Origin of the sequence: Paraburkholderia sp. J41 (assembly GCF_905220235.1) — a bacterium.
GTDB lineage: Bacteria > Pseudomonadota > Gammaproteobacteria > Burkholderiales > Burkholderiaceae > Paraburkholderia.
In genome coordinates this window covers 151,131-171,609 of sequence record NZ_CAJMZE010000003.1, presented here as the reverse complement: position 1 = coordinate 171,609, position 20,479 = coordinate 151,131, and the positions used below count along the sequence as shown (strand labels likewise).

The window sequence follows — 20,479 nt, the reverse complement described above, 5'->3', positions numbered from 1 at the left end:
TTGCGCGCAGCGTGCCATCTCCACAGGTCTGAACGAATGAGCCTACCGCGAACGAGTGAAAGAACCGTGCAGGTCGACGACCAGCTTTACTCCATCGCCGTTGTGGCCACCGAACGAGGTGGCTGGACTTTCCAGGTCAAGCGCTCCGCCTGCGCCGGTCCCGCCGATCTCGACGATCGCGCCGCTCGCCCGCTCGCGCCGCGCGCCGAGGCCCGCTTCGACATCGCCATCGAATTCGAATCCGAGGGCGAGGCCTGGAACTACTCGGAAGTCGTGGTGCGCGAAATGGCCCAACGGCTTCGCCACGACCGTTGCTGATCCGCACCCGGCAGCGCCGCGCCGCTTCGCAACCCGCGCTTTCTTCGGGCCCGATTTCCTGGCCGGTGTTCGGGCGCGAGCGGTGCTAATGTTCTAGATCATGTTGCCGGAGTCGCGGCGAGCGGCGTGACGCAACGCCCTTCGCCATGCGGATAACCATGCTCAACGACGCCCATCCCGTCGCCACCGTGGACCCCGCTTACGACGTCATCGTCGTGGGCGCTTCCGCGGGCGGTCTCGTCGCAAGCACCGCGCTCTTGCGCGGCTTGCCCGAGGGCCGCACGCCGGCCATCGTCATCATGCTGCATTTGCCGCCGGAAGCCGCCACCGACGCGTTCTACGAGCGCCTCGGCTTCAAGGCCGCGTGGCTGCGCCCCGATTCGCAGCTCGTGCCCGGCTCGCTGTTCGTGTGCCCGCCGCGCAGCTTCGTGGAAGTGCTGCCCGACGGCACCTGCCGCATCAGCCCGGCCGCGGAGGGCGCGTTGGAACGGCCGATCGACCGTTTTCTCGACTCCGCCGCGCGCAGTTTCGGCCCGCGCGCGATCGGCGTCATTCTCACCGGCATGGGCAGCGACGGCGCCGCGGGCGCGCGCACGCTGCGCACGGCGGGCGGCCGCATGATCGTGCAGTCGGAGTCGTCGTGCGACCAGCCGGAAATGCCGGCCGCCGCCATCGCCGCGGGCGCCGCCGAACTCGTGGTGCCGCTGCGCGATATCGGCCAGGTGATCGGCGAAATTCTCGCGGGCGCGCCAAGGCCGAAGTCGCGCTCCGAAATCCAGGCGGTCCAGCGCGCGTTCGGCGACGAAGGCGAAATGGCCAGGCTCGCGCGCGAAACGGACTGGTCGCGCACGCGTCTTGGCCCCGTGCTCGCCTGGCCCGACGAATTGCGGCTGATGGTGCGCACGAGCCTCGACTCGACCGAAGCGACGGCCGTCTGGTGGGGCCCGGAACTGCTCCAGATTTATAACGACGCCTGGCGCACGCTGCTGGGCGCGGCGAAGCATCCGGCCGCTTTCGGCGCGCCCGCGCGCGAAACGGGGCCGGAAATCTGGCGCGATCTGGGGCCGATGGTGCAGCGCGTGATGACACGCGGCGAAACCGCGAGCGGCGAGAACCAGCTTCTCATGCTCGAACGCCATGGCGCGCTCGAAGAGGTCTACGTCACGTTCGCGCATTCGCCCATTCGCAACGTCTCGGGCGAAGTGGTGGGCGTGCGCAACACCGGCCGGGACACCACGCAGCACGTGGTGGCCGACCGCCGCACCGACGCGCTGCGCGACCTGGGCGCCGCGCTCGCCGGCGCGGGCGATACGCGCGAAGCCTGCGAACTCGCCGCCGCCGCGCTGGGCAAGCATAGTCTCGACGTCCCGTTCGCGCTGTTCTATCTGAAAACGCCGGGGCGCCGCGAAGCCACGCTCGCGGGCGCCGCGGGCGTCGCGCCCGGCTCCGCCATGGCCGCGCACGCCGTGCCGCTCACGAGCGTCGATCAGGGCGGCTGGCCGCTGGGCAGCCTGTTCACGACGGCCGACGCCCAGCCCGTGATCGTCGACGATCTCGCCGCGCGCTTTCCCGGCCTCGTGCCCTTTGCCATGCAGCCCGGCTTGCCGCCCGGCTGGCAGGCGCCGCAACGCGCGGTGGCGCTGCCGTTGCGCGCCACGAGCGGCCGCGAGCCGACGGGCGTGCTGATCGTCGCGCTTTCGCCGCACCGGCCCTACGACGAACGCCATGCCGGTTTCGTCGAAATGCTCGCGCAACAGGCGAGCGCCGGTCTCGGCGCGGCGCGCGCGCGCCAGCTTGAACGCGAGCGGCTCGAACGGCTCGCCGAACTCGATCGTTCGAAAACCGAATTCTTTTCCAACGTGAGCCACGAATTCCGCACGCCGCTCACGCTGCTGCTCGCGCCGCTCGAAGAACTCGCGCGCCGGCGCGAACAGCTTCCGGCGCGCGCGGCCGACGAACTCGACGTGGCCACGCGCAATGCGCACCGGCTGCTGCGCCTCGTCAACAGCCTGCTCGACTTTTCGCAGATCGAAGCACGCCGCGAGCGCGCCGCCGTGGAGCTTGTCGACATCGGCAAGCTGACGGGCGAAATCGCGAGCGCGTTTCGCGACGCCATCGAAACGGCGGGCCTCGCCTTGCGCGTGGAAATCGCGGAAGACCTGCCGCCCGTGCCCGTGAACCGCGAAATGTGGGAAAAGGTGCTCTCGAATTTAATCTCGAACGCGTTCAAATTCACCTTTACGGGCGAAGTCGTGGTGCGCGTGAAAGCGCTGCGGCTGCACGCCGAACTCGAAGTGAGCGATTCGGGCGTGGGCATTCCGCCCGCCGAGCTGCCCAACGTGTTCAAGCGCTTTCATCGCGTTCGCGGCACGCGCGCACGTTCGGTCGAAGGCGCGGGCATCGGTCTGGCCATCGTTCACGATCTGGTGCAGCGCATGGGCGGCCAGGTGGCCGTGCGCAGCGTGGAAGGCACCGGCACGGCGTTCACCATCTGGATGCCGTTCAAGCCGATCGCGCAGCCCGTGGGCGCGCCGCAGGCCGCCGAGCCCGGCCCCGGCGTGGCGGCGGCGCTCGCGCGCGAGGCGGCGGCGTGGAACGGCATCGGCCGCACGGTCAACGAGGCTTCGGTGATCGGCGAAGGCTACGACTTGCCGGACCGCGACAACCCGCGCCTCACGCGCGGCGCGCGCGTGCTGATCGCCGAGGACAACGCGGAAATGCGCGACTATCTCGTGCGCATGCTCGAAGGCTACTGGCACGTCACCACGGTCGCCGACGGCACCGCCGCTCTCGACGCCGCGCGCAGCGAGCGCCCCGAGCTGATTCTCGCCGACGTGATGATGCCGCGCCGCGACGGCTTCAGCCTGTTGCGGGCGATTCGCGACGACAAGACGCTGCGGCGCACGGCCGTGGTGTTTCTCACGGCGCGCGCGGGCGAGGAAGCCACGATAGAAGGATTGCTGGCGGGCGCCGACGACTATCTCGCGAAGCCGTTCTCGGGCCGCGAACTGGTCGCGCGCCTGAGCGCCGCGATCGAGCGCTCGCGCGCCGACGCCGCGCTGCGCGAAAGCGAAGGCCGCTTCCGCGCGCTCGTGAAGGCCAGTTCCGACGTGGTCTACCGCATGAGCCCGGACTGGACCGAAATGCGCCGCCTCGAAGGGCGCGGCTTCCTCTCCGACAGCATCCAGCCCAGCACGAACTGGATGACGGGCTATATCCCGCCGGAGGAGCAGGCGATGGTGCAGGCGGCGATCCGGCGCGCCGTGGTCACGCGCAGCACGTTCGAGCTGGAGCATCGCGTGCTGCGGCGCGACGGCAGCCTCGGCTGGACGCTTTCCCGCGCGCTGCCCGTTTTCGACGACACGGGCCATATCACCGAATGGCTGGGCACCGCCAGCGACGTCACCGAACGCAAGCGGGCCGAGATCGCCTTGCGCGAAAGCACGGGCCGGCTGCGCCGCAGCCAGATCTGGGTATCGGCGCAAAAGGAGGCGTTCGAGGCGGCCATGAACGGCGGCTCGCTCGAAACGTCGCTGGGCGTGCTCATTCGCACGCTGATCGCGCAAGCGGAGGACGAGCGCCGCTGCGCGTTCTATATCGCCGACGGCAAGCACTTGCGTCACATCGTGGGCATGAGCGAGGACTACGCGCGCCGCGTGGAGGGCTTCCAGATTTCGCCCGAATCGCTCGCCGACGGACTGGCCGTCGCGACCGGCATGCCGGTCGTCACCCCCGACGTGCTGGAGGAGCCGCGCTGGCGGCCGTGGCGCTGGCTTGCGCTGGAATTCGGCTATCGCGGCTGCTGGTCGTTTCCGGTCGAGACCTCGGACGGGCGGCTCGTGGGTTCGCTGGCCATGTACTTTGCCGAGCCGCGCGAACCTTCGGCCGTGGACCTCGAACTTGCCACCGCGTTCGCGCAAACCGCCGCGGTCATCATCTCGCGCCACGGAAAACCGCCCCGTTCTTGAACGTGGACGATACCAGGACGGCGATACCCAGGCACCGCGCGAACCCCCGCGATTAGTCCGCGCTTTTGCCGTCTGCGTCCGCTTCGCTCAGCGCCTCGCGCAAAATGGTTTCGAGCGCTTCGGTTTCGGCGATGCGGGCGTCTTCGATCTCCACGAGCGCCGCGTCGCCTTCACGCACGGCCCATTCGCGGCGCTCGCGCGCGAACAGCGCGCGCTCCTTGACCGTGCGCGCCGCCGACCACAACGCGCGTTCGACTTCGCGCGCGATGCCCTCTTCCAGCGACAGGTCGGAGAACGCGTGACCCGTGTGGCAGCGGTAGCGATGCGGCTGGCCGTTGTCGATTCTCCACAGTGTGCCGCCGCACTCCGGGCACGTCAGCGCCGAGCGCCGCGCGATGCCGTCGAGTTCGTCGGGAGAAACCAGGCCGCGCGCCGCGAGCCGCGCTTCTTCCTCGATTTTCCAGTTGCCTGCCATTGCGCGCTCCTCGCACGGCCCGGCGCGCACGGCTTCCACAATCGCCGCGGCCAGTTCGCTCACTTCCACCACGGCCGCCGCCGCGCCCACGGCCCGCAACGCCGCTTTCGGCATCGACGCGGCTTCGCAGTCGGCGGGATTCTGCACGATGCAGCGCCCGCCGCGCGCGCGGATCATCGCGAGCCCCGCCGCGCCGTCGTCCAGATCGCCGCTGAGCACGACGCCCGTCACGCAGCCTTCGTACACCATCGACGCGCTGCGAAACAGCGGGTCGGCGGCCGGCCGGGAAAAATTTTCCGGCGCGCTATCGGACAAGCGCAGCGACACCCGCTGTGCCTGCGTCTCGATCACCAGATGACGGTCGGTCGGCGCGACATAGATGCGCCCCGCGCACAGCGGCTCGCCGTCCCGCGCGTGAATGGCCTGCAACAGCCCCGAGCGCGCCATCAACTCGGGCAGCACGCTCTTGTGGCGGCCGATGTGCATGACCACGCAAACCGCCGCGTCCAGATCGGCGGGCAAGCCGGCGGCCAGCGTCCGCAGCACCGGGACGCCGCCGCGCGACGCGGCGATCACCACCACGTGTTTGGCAATCATGTCGGTTTGCGTTCAGGCTCCGCGCTCGTGTCCGTGCCGGATTTGCCGCTGCTGCGGTTCGTCACCTCGCCGGTTTCGTCGAGTTCCTCGTCGATATCGTCGCTATCCTCGTTATCGTCGATACCGCCGGCTTCGCCGGCATCGCTCTCGCCGTTTTCATGCGGCGCCGCCATCCAGTGACGCAACGGCGCGGCCAACCCGGCATCGCGTGAAAAAATTTCGATCATGGTTCGTCTCCCTGTTCGGTGTGACCGGCTTTCGCGGCGCTCACTGCTCGGGGCACGCGATGTCGAGCCGCACCAGTTCGTCCGCGAGCACGCGCGCCGCCTGCCGCGCTTCCTGCGCCGTGGCGAACGGTCCCGGCACTTCGCAGCCGTCGAACGGATAAATGAGCTTGCCGTCGGTTTTGCGGCGTATGCGCAAATCGGCGATATAACGCCCTAATGCGTTGACTTGCTGGCCGCAAATCACCTCGTAGTCTTCCGGCTGCAATCCCGCCGGCGAATTCACAAGCTTGTCCATGGTGTCGGTCGATCTTCAGGAGTGCGATGGAGTTGACGGCGCCACCCGCGAGGTGGCGTTCCCTCCTTCCCGCACGCGACGTGCCGCGTCGCGCAAAGATCGGCCCGACTCCGGCGAACACCGGACAAACGCGCCGCAAACAGCAAAAAGCACGCGGCAAAACTTCCGCCCGCTCAATGGCGCGGCAATCGCACGACGAATTCGCTACCGCATCCCGGCCCCGCGCTATGCGCTTCCACGCGGCCGCCGTGCAGCTCGACCAGCTTGCGCACCATCGCGAGCCCGATGCCGAGCCCGCGTCTGCCGTTACGCGTGTCGCGATGCGCCTGCGCATACATTTCGAAGATATGCGCGAGTTGCGCGGGCTCGATGCCCGCGCCGCAATCGCGCACCGAAATCACCACGTCCGCCGGTTCTTCACACGAAACGGTCAGCGCCACAGGCTTGCCCGTCTCGCTGTAGCGCGTTGCGTTGTGCAGCAGATTCGCGATGATCTGCGTGAGCCGCACGCCGTCCGCCGGCAGCACGATGGGCTCCTCGGGCAGCGAGACGGTAAGCGGCTGCCGCGCCTGCTCGAACAGCGGCATGCAGGCGTCGAGCGCGCCGCGCACGGCTTCGCCCAGCACCGTGGGCTTGAGATCGAGCGCCAGCTTGCCGCGCGCGATGCGCGAGATGTCCTGCAAATCGTCGACGAGACGAATCACCTGATGCACCTGGCGCGCGAGCATGTCGACCACGTTGTCGGGCACGCGTCCCGTCGAGCGCGTGCGCAGCAACAGCGTGGTCGCGTTGTTGATCGACGAAAGCGGGTTGCTCAGTTCGTGCGCGAGCGTCACGACGAATTCGTCGGTGAGCCGGCTCGCCTCGCGGGCGCGCCGCGTCGCTTCGAGCGCGCCGCTCATGCGATGCGCCGCCGCCACGAAGGTGCCGAGCCGCGCGAGCAACTGCGCGTCGGCGGCGGTGAAGCGCTCGCCGGGCGCGTGCGCGACCACCCACAGCGAGCCTGTCGCCACGCCGCCCACGGTCCATGGCACCACCAGTGTTTCGTGAATCGCCGGGACGACCTGGCGCAACGCCATGAACCAGCGGCCCGGCTCGTCGAACAACAGCGTGGCGTTACGGTCGATGGCGGTGCCGCACGGGCTGCGTTCGCGCGCGAAGCGCAGGCCCGCGTGAGGCGCGAGCGGCCCGGCTATCGCATCCAGCCGCAGCACTTCGCGCGCGCCTTCCCGGTCGAGCACGCAAATGCCGGCCGAATCCGCCTGGCACAGCGAACGTGCGAACTCGGCGGCGGTTTGCGCGAGCGCGGCCATGTCCTTGGTGAGCAGCTCGCCCAGCAGGGCGAACGCCGCGCACTCCGCGTGCGCATCGTGCGTGCCGCCGCGCCGGCGCAAGAGTGCGTCCCTCAACAAGACATCGTCGACGGACGATGCTTTCGAACCTTCGAGTTTCATGCGTTCCCCGATCGTGCGGCAACAACCTCGAAGCAAGGAGCGAAGCCTTCGCGGCGCTCAAGCCCGCCGCGATGCCCGCTGCGGTATCCAGACGACCGCCGGACGATGGCGCCGGAACGACGGCGACCGGCAATGCTCGATCCGCTCAGCGGCGAACGGGGGCCAGGACCGTGCGCATCGTCGCGCCACGGTCCACCGCGCTCACCGGGCTGACCGGCTGCCGGGTCTCCTCCGGCACCTCGTTGAGTCGGGCGACGAAAGCCTCGAAGTTAGCTGACGTGAGACCGACGAGTTCGATCGTCAACGATTCCTCGACGCGCGCTTCGTCGACATGCACGCGCCACGCGCGCACCGTGGCGCCCGATTGCAGCACCTCGCGCCAGATCGGCACGGTTTGCAACTGACCGATGCCCGCGCAGACCACCAGCGAATAACTTTCCATGGCGCGCTCCTCTCGATTCGTCGAACCGTTTCAAGAGTTAGCCTAGTTGAAAACGCGGTGCGAAAGTGTGGCTCGGCGGCGTTCGTAACGGTCGGTTTTCGGACAGGCCGCGAATCGCTTGCTGCGCGGGCCGCCGCGGGCCGTCCTACGCGCGGCCGTTGGAAGGGGTTTCGGACTTTCGAACACGCATGATGGTTTGCCGCGACGTTTCGAAACGACGCGCAAGCTCGCTCACGGACACGCCTTGCTTGAGCAGGTCCACCACGCGCTCGCGCTGCTGGCGCGTGAGCGAAAGCGGCCGGCCGGTGACGCGCCCGCTCGCCCGAGCGCGCGTGAGCCCCGCCGTGCTGCGCTCGCTGCGGGTGGACGAGTCGAGACGCACGAGCGCGCGCAGCATTTTTACCGCCTGCGGCTCGGGCCGCGCGGCGAGATCCGTGTTGCCGAATTCGACGCAACGCACCGCGATCTTCGCCTTGCGGCACAGCAGCAACGTGGCGAGCACGTCGCGCGCGCTGCAACCGAGCGAGGCGAGATCGAGCACCACGAGTTCGTCGCCGGGCGCCACCCGCCGCAGCGTGGCGATCAGCGCGCTGCGTTCGAGACCGGCGACATAAGGCGGCACGTTGTCGTAGGCCACGCGGTTGAGCGCGATCGTGTAGCCCGCACGGTCGAAGCGGATCAGCTCCTGTTCGGGAACCTGGCTGTCCCGCGCGCCGTTGACATAGAAAAACGTGCGTGCCACTCGTGTCTCCAGGCGGTGCGTTGCGGGCGTCACGCCACGTTATTGGCGCGCAGGCGCGCGACCACGGCGAGCAGGTCGTCGAGCAGCACGGGCTTTTTCACATGCGCGTCGAAGCCCGCGTTTTCGGCCTGGCGCACGTCGGCTTCGTGGCCGAAACCGCTGAGCGCGATGCAGATGACCTTTTCGAGCGCCGGTTGCTCGCGCAGCTTGCCGACGAATTCCAGACCGCTCATGCCCGGCATACCCAGGTCGGAGAGCACGATGTCGGGCGAATGCGCGTCGAGCCGCGCGAGCGCTTCCTCGCCGCTCGTGGCGGTCTGCACCGAGGCGCCTTCGCTTTCGAGCAGCAGCCTGAAGGTTTCGACGGTCATGGGGTCGTCGTCCACCATCAGCACGCGCAGCCCCTGAAGCGACTGCATGGCGGCGTGGTCGACGGCGTTCGCTTCGACATGCGCGCGATGCGTGGGCAGCGTCACCGTGAAGGCCGAGCCGCGCCCCGCGCCTTCGGACTCCGCGCGCACCGCGCCGCCATGCAGCGTGGCCAGATCGCGCACCAGCGCGAGACCGATGCCGAGGCCCGCGCGGCGCGTGGCCGTATCGCGCGTTTGCTGATACATCTCGAAGATGTGCGGCAGCAGCGCAGGCTCGATGCCGCTGCCCGTATCGGTCACGCGCAGCACCGCTTCGCCGTGCCCGTTCACGTCGAGCGATACGTTCACCGAGCCGCGCGTGGTGAATTTCAGCGCGTTGCTCACGAGGTTCCAGACGATCTGCTCGATACGCGTGAGATCGGCGTGAACGATCACGGGCGCCTCGCTCATCGACACGTCGAACGCAATGCCGCGCTGGTTCGCTTCCTCGCGCACGGCGTTGGTCACTCGCAGCACGATGTCGCGCATGTCCACCACGGTGCGCACCACCGAAAGCTTGCCGGTGCGCACGCGCGAAATGTCGAGCAGGTCGTCGATGATCTGCGCCTGGCCGATCACCGTGCGCCGGATCGTGTCGGTCGCGCGCGAGAGGTTGAGGTTCTGGCGCGTTTCCGGCGCGCGCGCGATCAGCTCCGCGCTCGCCGAAATGAGGTTGAGCGGATGCTTGAGTTCGTGCGAGACGACGGCGAGAAACTCGTCGCGGCGCAACTGCGCGTCGCGTTCGGCCGCGTCGGCGGACCAGCCCGCGCGCTCGCCCTGCGCGCTCGCGCGAAGCTGGCTCAGGTCGCGCGCGATCTTCGCGAAGCCGCTCACTCCCGGCTCGTCCAGACGCGAGAGCACGCCGCTCGCGAAGAAGCGGCTACCGTCCTTGCGCTGATGCCAGCGCTCCTCCTCGGTGCGGCCGTTCAGGCGCGCCTGCGCGAACTCGCGCTGCGAGACGTCGGTGGCGCGATCTTCTTCGGTCGAAAGCAGATCGGCCGGCTGACCGATGATTTCCGCTTCCGTATAGCCGAAAATGCGCTCCGCGCCCGCGTTCCAGCTCGTGATCAGGCCGGTGTCGTCGAACGTGATGATCGCGTAATCGCGCGTGCCCTCGGCCACGATGCGCATGCGGCGCTCGCCTTCGCGCAGCCGGTCCTCGGCCTGGCGGCGGTCGGTGACGTCGATGAACGAGAGCACCGCGCCGTCGATGCGGTCCTCGGTCGTGCGGTACGGCACGAAGCGCGCGAGATACCAGCGCCCGTCGTTGCTTTTCAATTCGCGCTCGATGAGGCGCAGCGAGTCGAACGCTTCGGCGGCGTCGTCGGCGAGCTTGTCGTATTCGAGCCGGTGCGTGATGTCGAGCAGCGAGCGCCCGATATCGGACGGAATGATGCTGAATACGTCGGTCGCGCGCGGCGTATAGCGTTTGATGCAGATGTTGCGGTCGACGAAGATCGTGCCGATGTCGTTGGCCGCGATCAGGTTCTGCAAGTCGTCGTTGATCTTGCCGGTTTCCTCGACCTTCGATTTGAGTTCCGCGTTTACCGTGGTCAACTCTTCGTTGATCGACTGCAACTCTTCCTTGCTGGTTTCCAGTTCCTCGGTCGCCGAGCGCAATTCCTCGTTGATCGCCTGCAACTCTTCGTTCGACGCCTTGAGTTCTTCCGTGGAGGTTTCCGACTGTTCGATGGTCGACTGCAACTGCTCCTTCGTGCGTTGCAGCTCGCGTTCGAGCTGGCTGATGATGGGGTCTTTCTGCACGTCGCCCGTGGAGACTTCCTGGTTGCTCATGCTGTCTTCCACTTCGTCGAACAGCACCAGCACGAAGTCCGCGTTGGCTTCGGGGTCGTGGACCGGGCGCGTGGTCATGTTGACGAAATACGAGCGCCCGTCGCGTTCGATGTGTACGCGCCGCGCCTCCACGCTGCGGTTCGTGTGCAGCGCCTGATAGATCGCCGTGCGCAACTCCACGCGCAGCTCCGGGCGCACCACGGCCACGATATTGTGCGAAGGCTCGCCGCCCGAATATTGCAGGAAGCGGCCCGCGCGGTCGGACAAATGCACGATTTCCGAGTCGCGGCTCACGAGCACGCTGGGCGGCGCGTATTGCTCCACGAGCCGCTGATGCAGGTCGCCGAAGGAAAAGCGCCGGCGGCCCGGCGGCTGCACCGTGGCCACCACCGGGCGCGTGTTCAACTGCCCCGACATCGCGACGGGCACGGGCGTATCGCCGCGCACCGCCATGTTCGCGCGGTAGATGCGATTGCGCTTGTCCACCACGCTGAACATCGAGCTGACGCTGTCCGCCGACTCCGAGCTGCCGAGAAACAGCACGCCGCCCGGCCGCAGCGCGAAATGAAACATCTTGAGGATCTCGATCTGCGCGTCGCGGTCGAGATAAATCAGCAGATTGCGGCAGCAAATGAGGTCGAGCCGCGAGAACGGCGGATCGCTCAATACGTTGTGATGCGCGAACAGCATGTGCTCGCGCAGCTCCTTCTTGATGCGCAAATGCGCCGCGTCCTTCGAGAAAAACTGGCGCACGCGGGCCGCCGAAACGTCGGCGAGAATCGAGTCGGGATAAAGGCCCGTGCGCGCGAACGAAATGGCGCGTTCGTCGATATCGGTCGCGAACACCTGGAACGACGCGCCTTCGGGCGACTTGAGCGAGCGCTCCTGCAACAACATGGCGACCGAATAGGCTTCCTCGCCCGTCGCGCAGCCCACCGACCACACGCGAATGCGCTCCTGCTCGCCGCGCCCTTCGAACAGCGAGGGCAGCACGTCGCGCTCCAGCACCTCGAACGCTTCCTTGTCGCGGAAGAAGTTCGTCACGCTGATGAGCATGTCCTGAAGCAGCGCCTGGGTTTCCTCGGGATGCAGATGCAGATAGTCGCGATACGCCTGCAAGTCGGTGATGCCGTTCACCTGGAGGCGGCGCTCGATGCGGCGCATGACCGTCGCGCGCTTGTAATGGCGGAAGTCGTGCGCCGTGCGCGTGCGCAGGATGATCATGATCTCGCGCAGCGCGCGCTCGGCGGTCTCGTTCGCGAGTTCGTCGTCGCGCGGCTCGGCCGCGAGACTCGGCAGGTGGATCGCCTTGGTCGTGTGCCACAGGTCCATGAGCCCTTGCGGCATCTCGGCGGCGGTCATCACGAAATCCACCATGCCCGTGGCGATCGCGCTGCGCGGCATGCTTTCGTATTCGGCTTCCGAGGGGTCCTGGGCGAAAGTGATGCCGCCCATTTCCTTGATGCGCGCCAGTCCCGCCGAACCGTCCGAGCCCGCGCCCGACATCACCACGCCGATCGCGCGTTCGCGGTGCGCTTCGGCCAGCGTGCGGAAAAACAGGTCGATGGCGGCGCGCCGCCCCTCCTGGGGCTGGTTCGGCGCGACGCGCAGATAGTCGTCGACCATCGTCAGGTCGAGCGAGGGCGCGATGAGATAAACGTGGTCCGGAAGAATGGGCGTGGCCTGCGTGACTTCCACCACGGGCATGGTGGTGGACTTTTGCAGCAGCGCGGCGAGGCCGCTTTCCGCGTCGGGCGCACGATGGACGACCACGACGAAGGCCATCGAGGTGCGCGCGGGCAAGGCTTCCAGAAACTCCTTCAGCCCGGTCAGGCCGCCCGCCGACGCACCGATGCCCACCACGGGGTATTTGGCTTGAGCGGGAATTGTGTGCCCACGTCGCTTCGCCATGGCTGGCATGTCCTGTCAAAAGAATGAAATGGGGACCGGCGGGGAGAACCGGCGGCCGCCGCGGCGCGCTCACATGCTGGGGCGCCGGAGACCGTTATTATCCACGGTCGAAACCCTGTACGGAAAGGGGATGCGGAAGCCGCGGCGGCAATTTCGCGAAGCGGTGCCCCGCGCGCGGGCGGCGCGCAAATTCCATGCCGTTCAAGGGTGCCGGCAACGCCGGCACGCGCGCGTCGTCCGTACGAAATAGTCGCCTTTTGGACACGTGCGATTATACGCGCGGAATGTCCCGCGGAGCGTGCTTGCCCGTGCGCGATCCGGCCCGCTCGATCGCCCGCTCGATCTCTTCGCGGTGCAGGCTCACCTTGGCGCGCGCCCACTGAACGGCCGCGCGCTCCGCATCGTGCCGGGTATGGCGCTCGATTGCCGGATGAAAGAGCGCCTTGGGAACGTGCTGCGCCTTGCGATAATCGTCGCGGCGCGAGATACGCGCGAGCGCGGTCCATCCGTCACCGGGGCGATGCTCCATGAGACATTCGATAAAGTAGTCGCCGACAGAATACATGGCCCTCTCCCGGTTGACATGCCGGGAAAGTGCGCATCGGACGCGCCTCGTCCTTTTGGCGGCGTTGCGCTCGATTTAGTCCGAAAGCGGGCGGCGCTTCGGCGCGGCTGCGCAGGGGCAGCCGCCTTTCGAGTTCAAGCTCGCGCTCAAGCTCGCGCCTGCGGCGAAGGAAGCAGCGCGGCGCTTCCCTCGCCCGAAGCCGCTCAGGACTTCTTGCCCGGAATGACCGAAGCCATGACCTGACGCGCCGTGTTGGCGATCACGCTGCCTTCGGCCGGGTCGCCTTCCATGAGCGTGCGCGCGAAATGGCGCGCCTGATCCATCGTCACGTGCGGCGGCAGCGGCGGCACTTCGGGATCGGTCTTGACTTCGAGCACCACCGGCCGCGTGGAGGCGAGCGCCTGCTCCCACGCCTCGCCGAGCTTCGCGGCATCGTCGACATAAATGCCCGTCAAGCCGACCAGTTCCGCGAAACGGTGATACGGCACGTTCGGAATGTCCTGCGACGCCTCGAACTTCGGATCGCCCTGCATCACGCGCTGTTCCCACGTCACCTGATTCAGGTCCTCGTTATTGAACACGCAGCAGATCCAGCTCGGGCTTTTCCACTGCTTCCAGTACTTGGCGACCGTCACGAGTTCGGCCATGTTGTTCATCTGCATCGCGCCGTCGCCGACGAGCGCGATCACGGGCCGCTCGGGGTGCGCGAACTTCGCGGCAATGGCATACGGCACCGCCGCGCCCATCGAAGCAAGGCCGCCCGAAAGCGAGCACATCATGCCGCGCCGGATCTTGAGATCGCGCGCATACCAGTTCGCGCACGACCCCGAATCGCTCGTGATGATCGCGTGCTCGGGCAGGCGCGGCGAAAGCTCGGTGACGACGCGCTGCGGGTTGACCTTGCCGCCCGTGTCCGCGTGCGCGCGCTCGTCGAGCACGCGCTGCCAGCGCTCGTTCGCGTGGACGATGCGATTGCGCCAGCTCGCCTGATCCTTCTGTTCGAGCAGCGGCAGCAGCGCGCGCAGCGTGGCCGCGCTGTCGCCGACGAGGCTCACTTCCATCGGATAACGCAGGCTCAGCATGCCCGCGTCGATGTCGATCTGCACCGCGCGTGCGTCGCCTTCCTTCGGCAAGAATTCGGAGTACGGAAACCCCGAGCCGACCATCAGCAAGGTGTCGCACGCGGACATCATCTCGTCGGTGGGCTTGGTGCCGAGCAAGCCGATCGAGCCGGTCACGTAGGGCAGATCGTCGGGCACCGCGCCCTTGCCGAGCAGCGCCTTCGCCACGCCCGCATGCAGCCGCTCGGCCACGGCGATCACTTCGTCGGTGGCGTGCAGCGCGCCCGCGCCCACGAGAATGGCCACGCGGCTGCCCGCGTTGAGCACTTCGGCGGCGCGCTTGAGATCGGCGTCTTGCGGCACGACCTTCGGCGTGGCATAACCCACGCCCGAATGCGCCGTGCCGTGCTTGCGCGGCGGCGCTTCATAGGGCAGCTCCTGCAAGTCGTTGGGCAGCACCATGGCCGTGACGGTGCGGCGCGACAGCGCGATGCGCACCGCGCGGTCGACCACGTGGCGCACCTGCGCGGGCACGCTCGGCTGCTGCACGTAGTCGCCCGCGACATCCTTGTACATGGAGACGAGATCGAGTTCCTGCTGATAATGCGCGCCCAGCGCCGCGCGCGCCTGCTGCCCCGCGATGGCGAGCACCGGCATGTGATCGAGCCGCGCGTCGTAGAGGCCCGTAAGCAAGTGCGCCGCCCCCGGTCCCGAGGTGGCGATGCAGACGCCCAGCTCGCCGGTGAACTTCGCGTGCGCGCTCGCCATGAAAGCGGCCATTTCTTCGTGCCGCGCCTGCACGAATTCGATCTTGCCCCCGGCGCGCTGCAATGCGCCGAACACGCCGTTGATGCCGTCGCCGGGATAACCGAAAATGCGCCGCACGCCCCAGTCGTAAAGCCGTTCGACGATGAAGTCGCTTACGGTAGTCGTCGCCATGCCCTTCTCCTTTTCGCAGGTCGGTGAGTCGATAAGCGTGCGTGCGCAAAGGCCAATCCCAACAAAGAGCTTCCGTGCGCGGCGGCGGCCGCTGTTCGTCAACTATCGGGTCGGCGTCGGGAACACGTCGGGAACACGTCGGGGCGCACATCGGGCACAAGTCGGGCGCATGATTTGCGCGCCGGGTCGAACCGCTCCTGGACCTTTTATCGGGCACAGCCACCCGCATGGAAACGCCACTTCAAACGCCGCTTCAATCGCCAGCGCAATCTTCGGCGCGCGCCACGCGCGTCACGCCGCGCGCCTTCACCATTCCAACGGATCGCGAGGAAGCCGACGGCACGATCGCGTGGTCGTCCACCACGCTCGTCACCGTGGAAGTCGACGCGCTGGGTCATACGGGACTCGGCTACAGCTATGCGCACGCGAGCGCCGCGCACGTGATCGACAGCCTGCTCGCCGATGTCGTGCGCGCGCACGATGCGTTCGACATCGGCCGTATCGCATTGGCCATGCAGCGGGCGGTGCGCAACATCGGCCGGCCCGGCATCGCCGCGTGCGCGATCTCGGCCGTGGACGCCGCGCTCTGGGATCTCAAGGCGAAAGCGCTCGACGTGCCGCTGGCGAAGCTGCTCGGCATGCAGCGCGACTGCGTGCCCGTGTACGGCAGCGGCGGCTTCACCACTTACGACCTCGCCACGCTGCAAGACCAGTTGCGCGACTGGGTGCAGCGCGACGGCTGCCGCTGGGTGAAGATGAAAGTGGGCAGCGATCCCTCGGCGGACGCGCGGCGCGTGGAAGCCGCGCGCGCGGCGATCGGCGAGGCGGCCGCGCTATTCGTCGACGCCAACGGCGCCTATACGCCCGCGGATGCGCGGCGGCTGGCCGCGCAATTCGCGGCGCAAGGCGTGGCCTGGTTCGAGGAGCCGCTTTCCTCCGACGACCGGCGCGGCCTGGCCGCATTGCGCGGCGCGCTGCCCGCCGGCATGGCGCTGGCCGCGGGCGAATACGCGTGGAGCGCCGACGATCTGCGCGAACTGCTGGAAGCGCATGCCGTGGACGTGCTGCAAGCCGACGCCACGCGCTGCGGCGGCATTACCGGTTTCATGCAGGCCGACGCGCTCTGCGACGCGTGGCATACCCCGCTTTCCGCGCATTGCGCGCCCGCGCTGCATCTGCATGCGGCCTGCGCCGCGCGGCGGCTCGAACATATCGAATGGTTTCACGATCACGCGCGCATCGAGTCGATGCTGTTCGAAGGCGCGCCGCGCCTGCGCGACGGCGCGATCGCCCCCGATCTCGGCCGCCCCGGCCACGGCCTTGCGCTGCGCCACGCCGACGCCGAACGCTACGCCGTCGGTTTCGCCGTCTAGTCACGATTGTTTATCGGCGGCGGATTTGTCGTCGTGGCACCGACTACACAACGTTGCCGACGCAACCGTGCGCGCGTGCCTTGTTTCCAGCGATCCCTATCGTTAGCACTGCCGATCGTGATCGAGCCTGCGGGGCCTGGCTGCGCTCGCCTGCGCAATCGCACTTTCCCGACAACTCTCTTTCAAACCGGGGCCAGGTGCGAAGCTTGCGCGAATCGCGAGCAAACGTCGCAACAAGCAAAACCGGCTCAGGGCTGCGCGCGGAACATCGGCCGCGCCACGCCGAAAAAACGGAGAACATCGCATGACGCAAGCATCACGGTTCGCGGGCGGACTGCTCAGCGTCGCGGCGGGCGCCGCGCTCGCCTTCGCCGCAACGCGGTCGTTGCGCACGCCGCGCAGCGCGCCGGTCACGGCCCGGCACATCGCGGCGGCGCGCGCGTTCAATGGCGGATCGGCGCTGCTCGCGCTTTCCGTGCTCTCGGACAGCGCCATGGAGCACTATCGCGGCGGCTTCGAAAATCCGGCGATGTACGCCGCGCTCGCGAGCGCGGCGGCGGCGCTGGGCGCGAGCCTGCACGGCGGCGCCGACCGCAGCGAAACCTCGCACGCGCTGCGTCACGCGATCCAGCTCGCGGCGGCCGCCACGGGCCTCGCGGGCACGACCTTCCACTTCTACAACGTCGGCAAGCGGCCGGGCGGCTGGAGCTGGCACAACCTGTTTTATGGCGCGCCGGTGGGCGCGCCGTTCGCGCTGCTGCTGTCGGGCGGTTTCGGCGCCATTGCGGAACAGTTGCGCGACGAACCCGCCCACGATCCGCGCCTCTTCGGCATGCCGGCGGGCAAGGCGCTCGCGCTCGTCAGCGCCGCGGGATTGATCGGCACCGCCGCCGAAGCCGCGTTGCTGCATTTTCGCGGCGCGTTCCAGCATCCGGCGATGTACGCGCCCGTGACCGTCGCGCCCGTGGGCGCGGCGCTGCTCGCGCAGGCCGCATTGGCCGCGCCGCCGCGCGCGCGGCGCTGGCGCGGTTTTGCGTATCTGTGGCTGCGGTTCGTGTCGGTGCTCGGTTTCGCGGGCGCGGGCTTTCACGCCAACGGCGTGGCGCGCGCGCAAGGCGGCTGGCGCAACTGGTCGCAGAACCTGCTCGCGGGGCCGCCGCTGCCCGCGCCGCCCTCGTTCAGCGCGCTGGCCGTGGCCGGGCTTGCCGCGCTGCGCATGCGGGAGACCGAGCAATGACGCGCAGCCGCTATCCCGGTTACGACGTGCTCGCCAAGCGCGGCACGCCATCGTGGGACGCGCCCACGCGCGCCGTCGTCGCCGCCCGCCTGCGCACGCCGCACGAAGCCCGCTGGCTCGCGCCGAAGGCGTGGCGCGCGCTGGTCGCGCTGTGCGAATGCATCGTGCCGCAAGCGCGCCATATCAATCCCGTCGATGGCGAAAGCGACGCGCACGCCGCGCCGCCGCCCGCCCAGAACGCCGATGGCGCGTGCTTCGTGCCGGTGGCCGCGCTCGTCGACGCAAAATTGCTGGACGACCGGCGCGACGGCTATCGCGACAGCCGCCTGCCGCCGTTGCGCGAAGCGTGGACCACCGGGCTTGCCGCGCTCGACGCGGAAAGCGAGGCGCATTACCGCGCGCCGTTCGCCGACCTCGACGCGCCGCGCCAGCATGCGCTGCTCGCGCAGATGCAAAAGGGCGCGCTGCGCCATCGCGCGTGGCACGGCATGCCCAGCGACGTATTCTTCGCGAAGCGCGCGGTCCACGACATCTGCGCGGCGTTCTATTCGCACCCCGCCTCGTGGAGCGCGCTCGGCTTCGGCGGCCCGGCGAATCCGCGCGGCTATGTGCGTCTCGTCGACGGCAGGCGCGACCCGTGGGAAGCCGCCGAAGCCCCGGCTGAAAGCCATGCGGGCGAAGCCGCCGACAAAGCCCGCGACGCGGCGCGCCGTGCGAATGGCCGCCTGCGCTGAGGGAGCGCCGAAGCTCGCTCGACGCTCTTGCCCGATCGCCATTTCATCGTGAGACCCATGACGCAAAACGACGACGCTCAAACCACGCCGCGCGGCAAAAACGGCCGCGCGCCCGACGTATTCCGCCAGGGCGGCTGGATGCCGATGCGCGAATACGCGCTCGACGAACCGGTGGATTTCGCCATCGTCGGCACGGGCGCGGGCGGCGCGACGCTCGCCTGCCGGCTCGCCGAAGCCGGCTTCAGCGTGGTGGCCTTCGACGCGGGCGCATGGTGGCGGCCGCTCGAGGAATTCGCCTCGGACGAGACGCATCAAGGCAAGCTCTACTGGACCGACGAACGTCTTTGCGACGGCGACAATCCGCTGCAACTCGGCAGCAACAACAGCGGCAAGGCGGTGGGCGGCAGCATGGTTCACTTCGCGATGGTGTCGCTGCGCTTTCGCCCCGAGTGGTTCAAGTCGCGCTCGCTGCTGGGCTATGGCGCGGACTGGCCGATCGACTGGCGCGAAATGTGGCGCTACTACGCCGAAGTCGAGCAGACGCTCGGCATCTCGGGGCCGGTGAATTATCCGTGGGGACCGAAGCGGCCGCGCTACCCGTATCGCGCGCACGAGGTCAACGGCGCGGGGCTCGTGCTCGCGCGCGGCTGCGAGGCGCTCGGCATTCCGTGGTCGCCCACGCCGCTCGCCACGCTCTCCGCGCCGCGCGGCGACGCGCATCAGTGCGTCTATCGCGGCTTTTGCGTGACGGGCTGCTCGACCAACGCGAAGCAAAGCACGCTGGTCACGTGGATTCCGCGCGCCGTGCGCGCGGGCGCCGAAATCCGCGATCTCGCAATGGTCGGCCGGATCGAGACCGACGCGCGGGACCGCGCGAGCGGCGTGCATTTTCATCGCGAAGGCCAATGGCATTTTCAGCGCGCGCGCCACGTGGTGGTGGCGGGCTACGCGATCGAAACGCCGCGCCTGCTGCTCAATTCGGCGAACGCGCGCTTTCCGCACGGCCTTGCGAACCGCTCGGGACTCGTCGGCAAGAATCTGATGGTGCAACTGAATCAGGCCGCATGGGGCACGATGGACGAGGAAATCCGCTGGTACAAAGGACCGCCCTCGCTCTCGCTCACCGAGCACTGGAATTACACCGATCACGGCAAGGACTTCTTCGGCGGCTACTGCTACATGAGCCAGGGGCCGCTGCCCGTGGTGTGGGCCGGCACGCAGGCGGGGCGCGGGCTGTGGGGCGACGAGCTGGTGCGCGAGATGGCGAAGTACAACCATCAGGCGGGCCTGAAGATCGTGGGCGAAACGCTGCCCGACGAACGCAACCGCGTCACGCTCGCGCAGGAAAAGGACGCGCTGGGCCTGCCCGTTGCCCGCGTGACCTGGTCGATGAGCGACAACGACCGGCGCATGGTGCGCCACGCGCTCGGCTTCATGCGAACCGCGCTCGACGCCGCGGGCGGCCGCGATATCTGGACCCAGGACGAGGACACCTGCCACCTGAACGGCACCGCGCGCATGGGCGCGGACCCGCTCGCGAGCGTCGTGAACGCGGACTGCCGCAGCTGGGACATCCCGAACCTGTGGATCTGCGATGGCTCGGTGTTCCCGACCGTGGGCGGCGTGAATCCTTCGTTGACGATCCAGGCCGTCGCGTGCCGAACCGCCGACCGAATTCGCGCGCTCGCGGCGCGCGGCGAACTGTAAGCCCGGGATACGGCGAAAGCGCGGGCACGGCGAGCGCGCAACGATCCCGCTATTGCCGATTCGCCGATACCGCCGCCGGCCACAGCGCGGGAAAAACCGGCGCTTGCGCCTGAACCACGCCATGCGTGACCTTCATGCTGTCGTTACCGGCCTTGTGCGCCTTTTTGCACGCGCCGGCGCTCAAGCCCAAGGCAATCGCGAGCGTTATGCAAGCCATCCGCTTCATGTTC

16 protein-coding genes are annotated in these 20,479 nt (G+C 68.3%); 6 read left to right on the top strand and 10 right to left on the bottom strand.

All coding sequences use genetic code 11. The features are described 5' to 3' along the window. Positions 1–66 precede the first annotated feature (66 nt). Together U5805_RS04375 and U5805_RS04370 are read left to right on the top strand one after the other, a co-directional pair. Entirely contained in the window at positions 67–318 is a 252-nt protein-coding gene (locus U5805_RS04375; protein ID WP_322102213.1) for a hypothetical protein, read from the top strand. Between the two features lie 158 nt (positions 319–476). Further along, positions 477–4,286 carry a chemotaxis protein CheB gene (locus U5805_RS04370; protein WP_322102212.1) on the top strand — a complete coding sequence of 1,270 codons (3,810 nt, stop codon included), beginning with the start codon at positions 477–479 and terminating at the stop codon, positions 4,284–4,286. Between the two features lie 52 nt (positions 4,287–4,338). On the opposite strand, the gene U5805_RS04365 is transcribed toward U5805_RS04370, so the two are convergent. The 9 genes from U5805_RS04365 to U5805_RS04325 all read right to left on the bottom strand — a co-directional run bounded on the left by U5805_RS04365 (position 4,339) and on the right by U5805_RS04325 (position 15,198). Further along, the gene (locus U5805_RS04365; RefSeq protein ID WP_322102211.1) at positions 4,339–5,358 is read right to left on the bottom strand and encodes a chemotaxis protein CheB; all 1,020 of its coding nucleotides are present in this window, start codon (positions 5,356–5,358) and stop codon (positions 4,339–4,341) included. Further along, positions 5,355–5,585, bottom strand: a complete 231-nt coding sequence (locus U5805_RS04360; RefSeq protein ID WP_322102210.1) for a hypothetical protein — start codon at positions 5,583–5,585, stop codon at positions 5,355–5,357. The genes U5805_RS04365 and U5805_RS04360 overlap by 4 nt, the downstream gene beginning before the upstream one ends. 40 nt (positions 5,586–5,625) lie before the next feature. Further along, entirely contained in the window at positions 5,626–5,880 is a 255-nt protein-coding gene (locus tag U5805_RS04355; protein ID WP_322102209.1) for a DUF6723 family protein, read from the bottom strand. 173 nt (positions 5,881–6,053) lie between these two features. Continuing rightward, entirely contained in the window at positions 6,054–7,334 is a 1,281-nt protein-coding gene (locus tag U5805_RS04350; RefSeq protein WP_322102208.1) for a HAMP domain-containing sensor histidine kinase, read from the bottom strand. A 145-nt stretch (positions 7,335–7,479) separates the two neighbouring features. Beyond that, positions 7,480–7,776, bottom strand: a complete 297-nt coding sequence (locus U5805_RS04345) for a hypothetical protein (protein WP_322102207.1) — start codon at positions 7,774–7,776, stop codon at positions 7,480–7,482. Positions 7,777–7,921: 145 nt separating this feature from the next. After that, a complete protein-coding gene (locus U5805_RS04340; protein ID WP_322102206.1) occupies positions 7,922–8,518 on the bottom strand; it encodes a helix-turn-helix domain-containing protein in 597 nt (198 codons plus the stop codon). Between the two features lie 29 nt (positions 8,519–8,547). After that, the gene (locus U5805_RS04335; protein ID WP_322102205.1) at positions 8,548–12,633 is read right to left on the bottom strand and encodes a CheR family methyltransferase; all 4,086 of its coding nucleotides are present in this window, start codon (positions 12,631–12,633) and stop codon (positions 8,548–8,550) included. A gap of 271 nt (positions 12,634–12,904) precedes the next feature. Further along, positions 12,905–13,198: a hypothetical protein gene (locus U5805_RS04330; RefSeq protein ID WP_322102204.1), complete on the bottom strand. Its 294-nt coding sequence runs from the start codon at positions 13,196–13,198 to the stop codon at positions 12,905–12,907. A 203-nt stretch (positions 13,199–13,401) separates the two neighbouring features. Beyond that, positions 13,402–15,198, bottom strand: a complete 1,797-nt coding sequence (locus U5805_RS04325) for a thiamine pyrophosphate-requiring protein (RefSeq protein WP_322102203.1) — start codon at positions 15,196–15,198, stop codon at positions 13,402–13,404. A 227-nt stretch (positions 15,199–15,425) separates the two neighbouring features. Between U5805_RS04325 and U5805_RS04320 the strand changes: the two genes are divergently transcribed. The 4 genes from U5805_RS04320 to U5805_RS04305 all read left to right on the top strand — a co-directional run bounded on the left by U5805_RS04320 (position 15,426) and on the right by U5805_RS04305 (position 20,249). After that, positions 15,426–16,571 carry an enolase C-terminal domain-like protein gene (locus tag U5805_RS04320; protein WP_322102202.1) on the top strand — a complete coding sequence of 382 codons (1,146 nt, stop codon included), beginning with the start codon at positions 15,426–15,428 and terminating at the stop codon, positions 16,569–16,571. Between the two features lie 304 nt (positions 16,572–16,875). Next, positions 16,876–17,808 (top strand): hypothetical protein, encoded by a 933-nt coding sequence (locus tag U5805_RS04315; RefSeq protein WP_322102201.1) that lies wholly within the window; start codon positions 16,876–16,878, stop codon positions 17,806–17,808. Beyond that, positions 17,805–18,542: a gluconate 2-dehydrogenase subunit 3 family protein gene (locus U5805_RS04310; RefSeq protein ID WP_322102200.1), complete on the top strand. Its 738-nt coding sequence runs from the start codon at positions 17,805–17,807 to the stop codon at positions 18,540–18,542. The genes U5805_RS04315 and U5805_RS04310 overlap by 4 nt, the downstream gene beginning before the upstream one ends. Positions 18,543–18,599: 57 nt before the next feature. Next, positions 18,600–20,249 carry a GMC family oxidoreductase gene (locus U5805_RS04305; RefSeq protein WP_322102199.1) on the top strand — a complete coding sequence of 550 codons (1,650 nt, stop codon included), beginning with the start codon at positions 18,600–18,602 and terminating at the stop codon, positions 20,247–20,249. Between the two features lie 49 nt (positions 20,250–20,298). On the opposite strand, the gene U5805_RS04300 is transcribed toward U5805_RS04305, so the two are convergent. Continuing rightward, a complete protein-coding gene (locus tag U5805_RS04300; RefSeq protein WP_322102198.1) occupies positions 20,299–20,475 on the bottom strand; it encodes a hypothetical protein in 177 nt (58 codons plus the stop codon). Positions 20,476–20,479: the final 4 nt, after the last annotated feature.

Bases quoted from the DNA above. Each gene is read 5' to 3' on its own strand.
- U5805_RS04370 (WP_322102212.1), top strand. From the start codon at position 477: ATGCTCAACGACGCCCATCCCGTCGCCACCGTGGACCCCGCTTACGAC.
- U5805_RS04365 (WP_322102211.1), bottom strand. From the start codon at position 5,358: ATGATTGCCAAACACGTGGTGGTGATCGCCGCGTCGCGCGGCGGCGTC.
- U5805_RS04360 (WP_322102210.1), bottom strand. From the start codon at position 5,585: ATGATCGAAATTTTTTCACGCGATGCCGGGTTGGCCGCGCCGTTGCGT.
- U5805_RS04355 (WP_322102209.1), bottom strand. From the start codon at position 5,880: ATGGACAAGCTTGTGAATTCGCCGGCGGGATTGCAGCCGGAAGACTAC.
- U5805_RS04350 (WP_322102208.1), bottom strand. From the start codon at position 7,334: ATGAAACTCGAAGGTTCGAAAGCATCGTCCGTCGACGATGTCTTGTTG.
- U5805_RS04345 (WP_322102207.1), bottom strand. From the start codon at position 7,776: ATGGAAAGTTATTCGCTGGTGGTCTGCGCGGGCATCGGTCAGTTGCAA.
- U5805_RS04335 (WP_322102205.1), bottom strand. From the start codon at position 12,633: ATGGCGAAGCGACGTGGGCACACAATTCCCGCTCAAGCCAAATACCCC.
- U5805_RS04330 (WP_322102204.1), bottom strand. From the start codon at position 13,198: ATGTATTCTGTCGGCGACTACTTTATCGAATGTCTCATGGAGCATCGC.
- U5805_RS04325 (WP_322102203.1), bottom strand. From the start codon at position 15,198: ATGGCGACGACTACCGTAAGCGACTTCATCGTCGAACGGCTTTACGAC.
- U5805_RS04320 (WP_322102202.1), top strand. From the start codon at position 15,426: ATGGAAACGCCACTTCAAACGCCGCTTCAATCGCCAGCGCAATCTTCG.
- U5805_RS04315 (WP_322102201.1), top strand. From the start codon at position 16,876: ATGACGCAAGCATCACGGTTCGCGGGCGGACTGCTCAGCGTCGCGGCG.
- U5805_RS04310 (WP_322102200.1), top strand. From the start codon at position 17,805: ATGACGCGCAGCCGCTATCCCGGTTACGACGTGCTCGCCAAGCGCGGC.
- U5805_RS04305 (WP_322102199.1), top strand. From the start codon at position 18,600: ATGACGCAAAACGACGACGCTCAAACCACGCCGCGCGGCAAAAACGGC.
- U5805_RS04300 (WP_322102198.1), bottom strand. From the start codon at position 20,475: ATGAAGCGGATGGCTTGCATAACGCTCGCGATTGCCTTGGGCTTGAGC.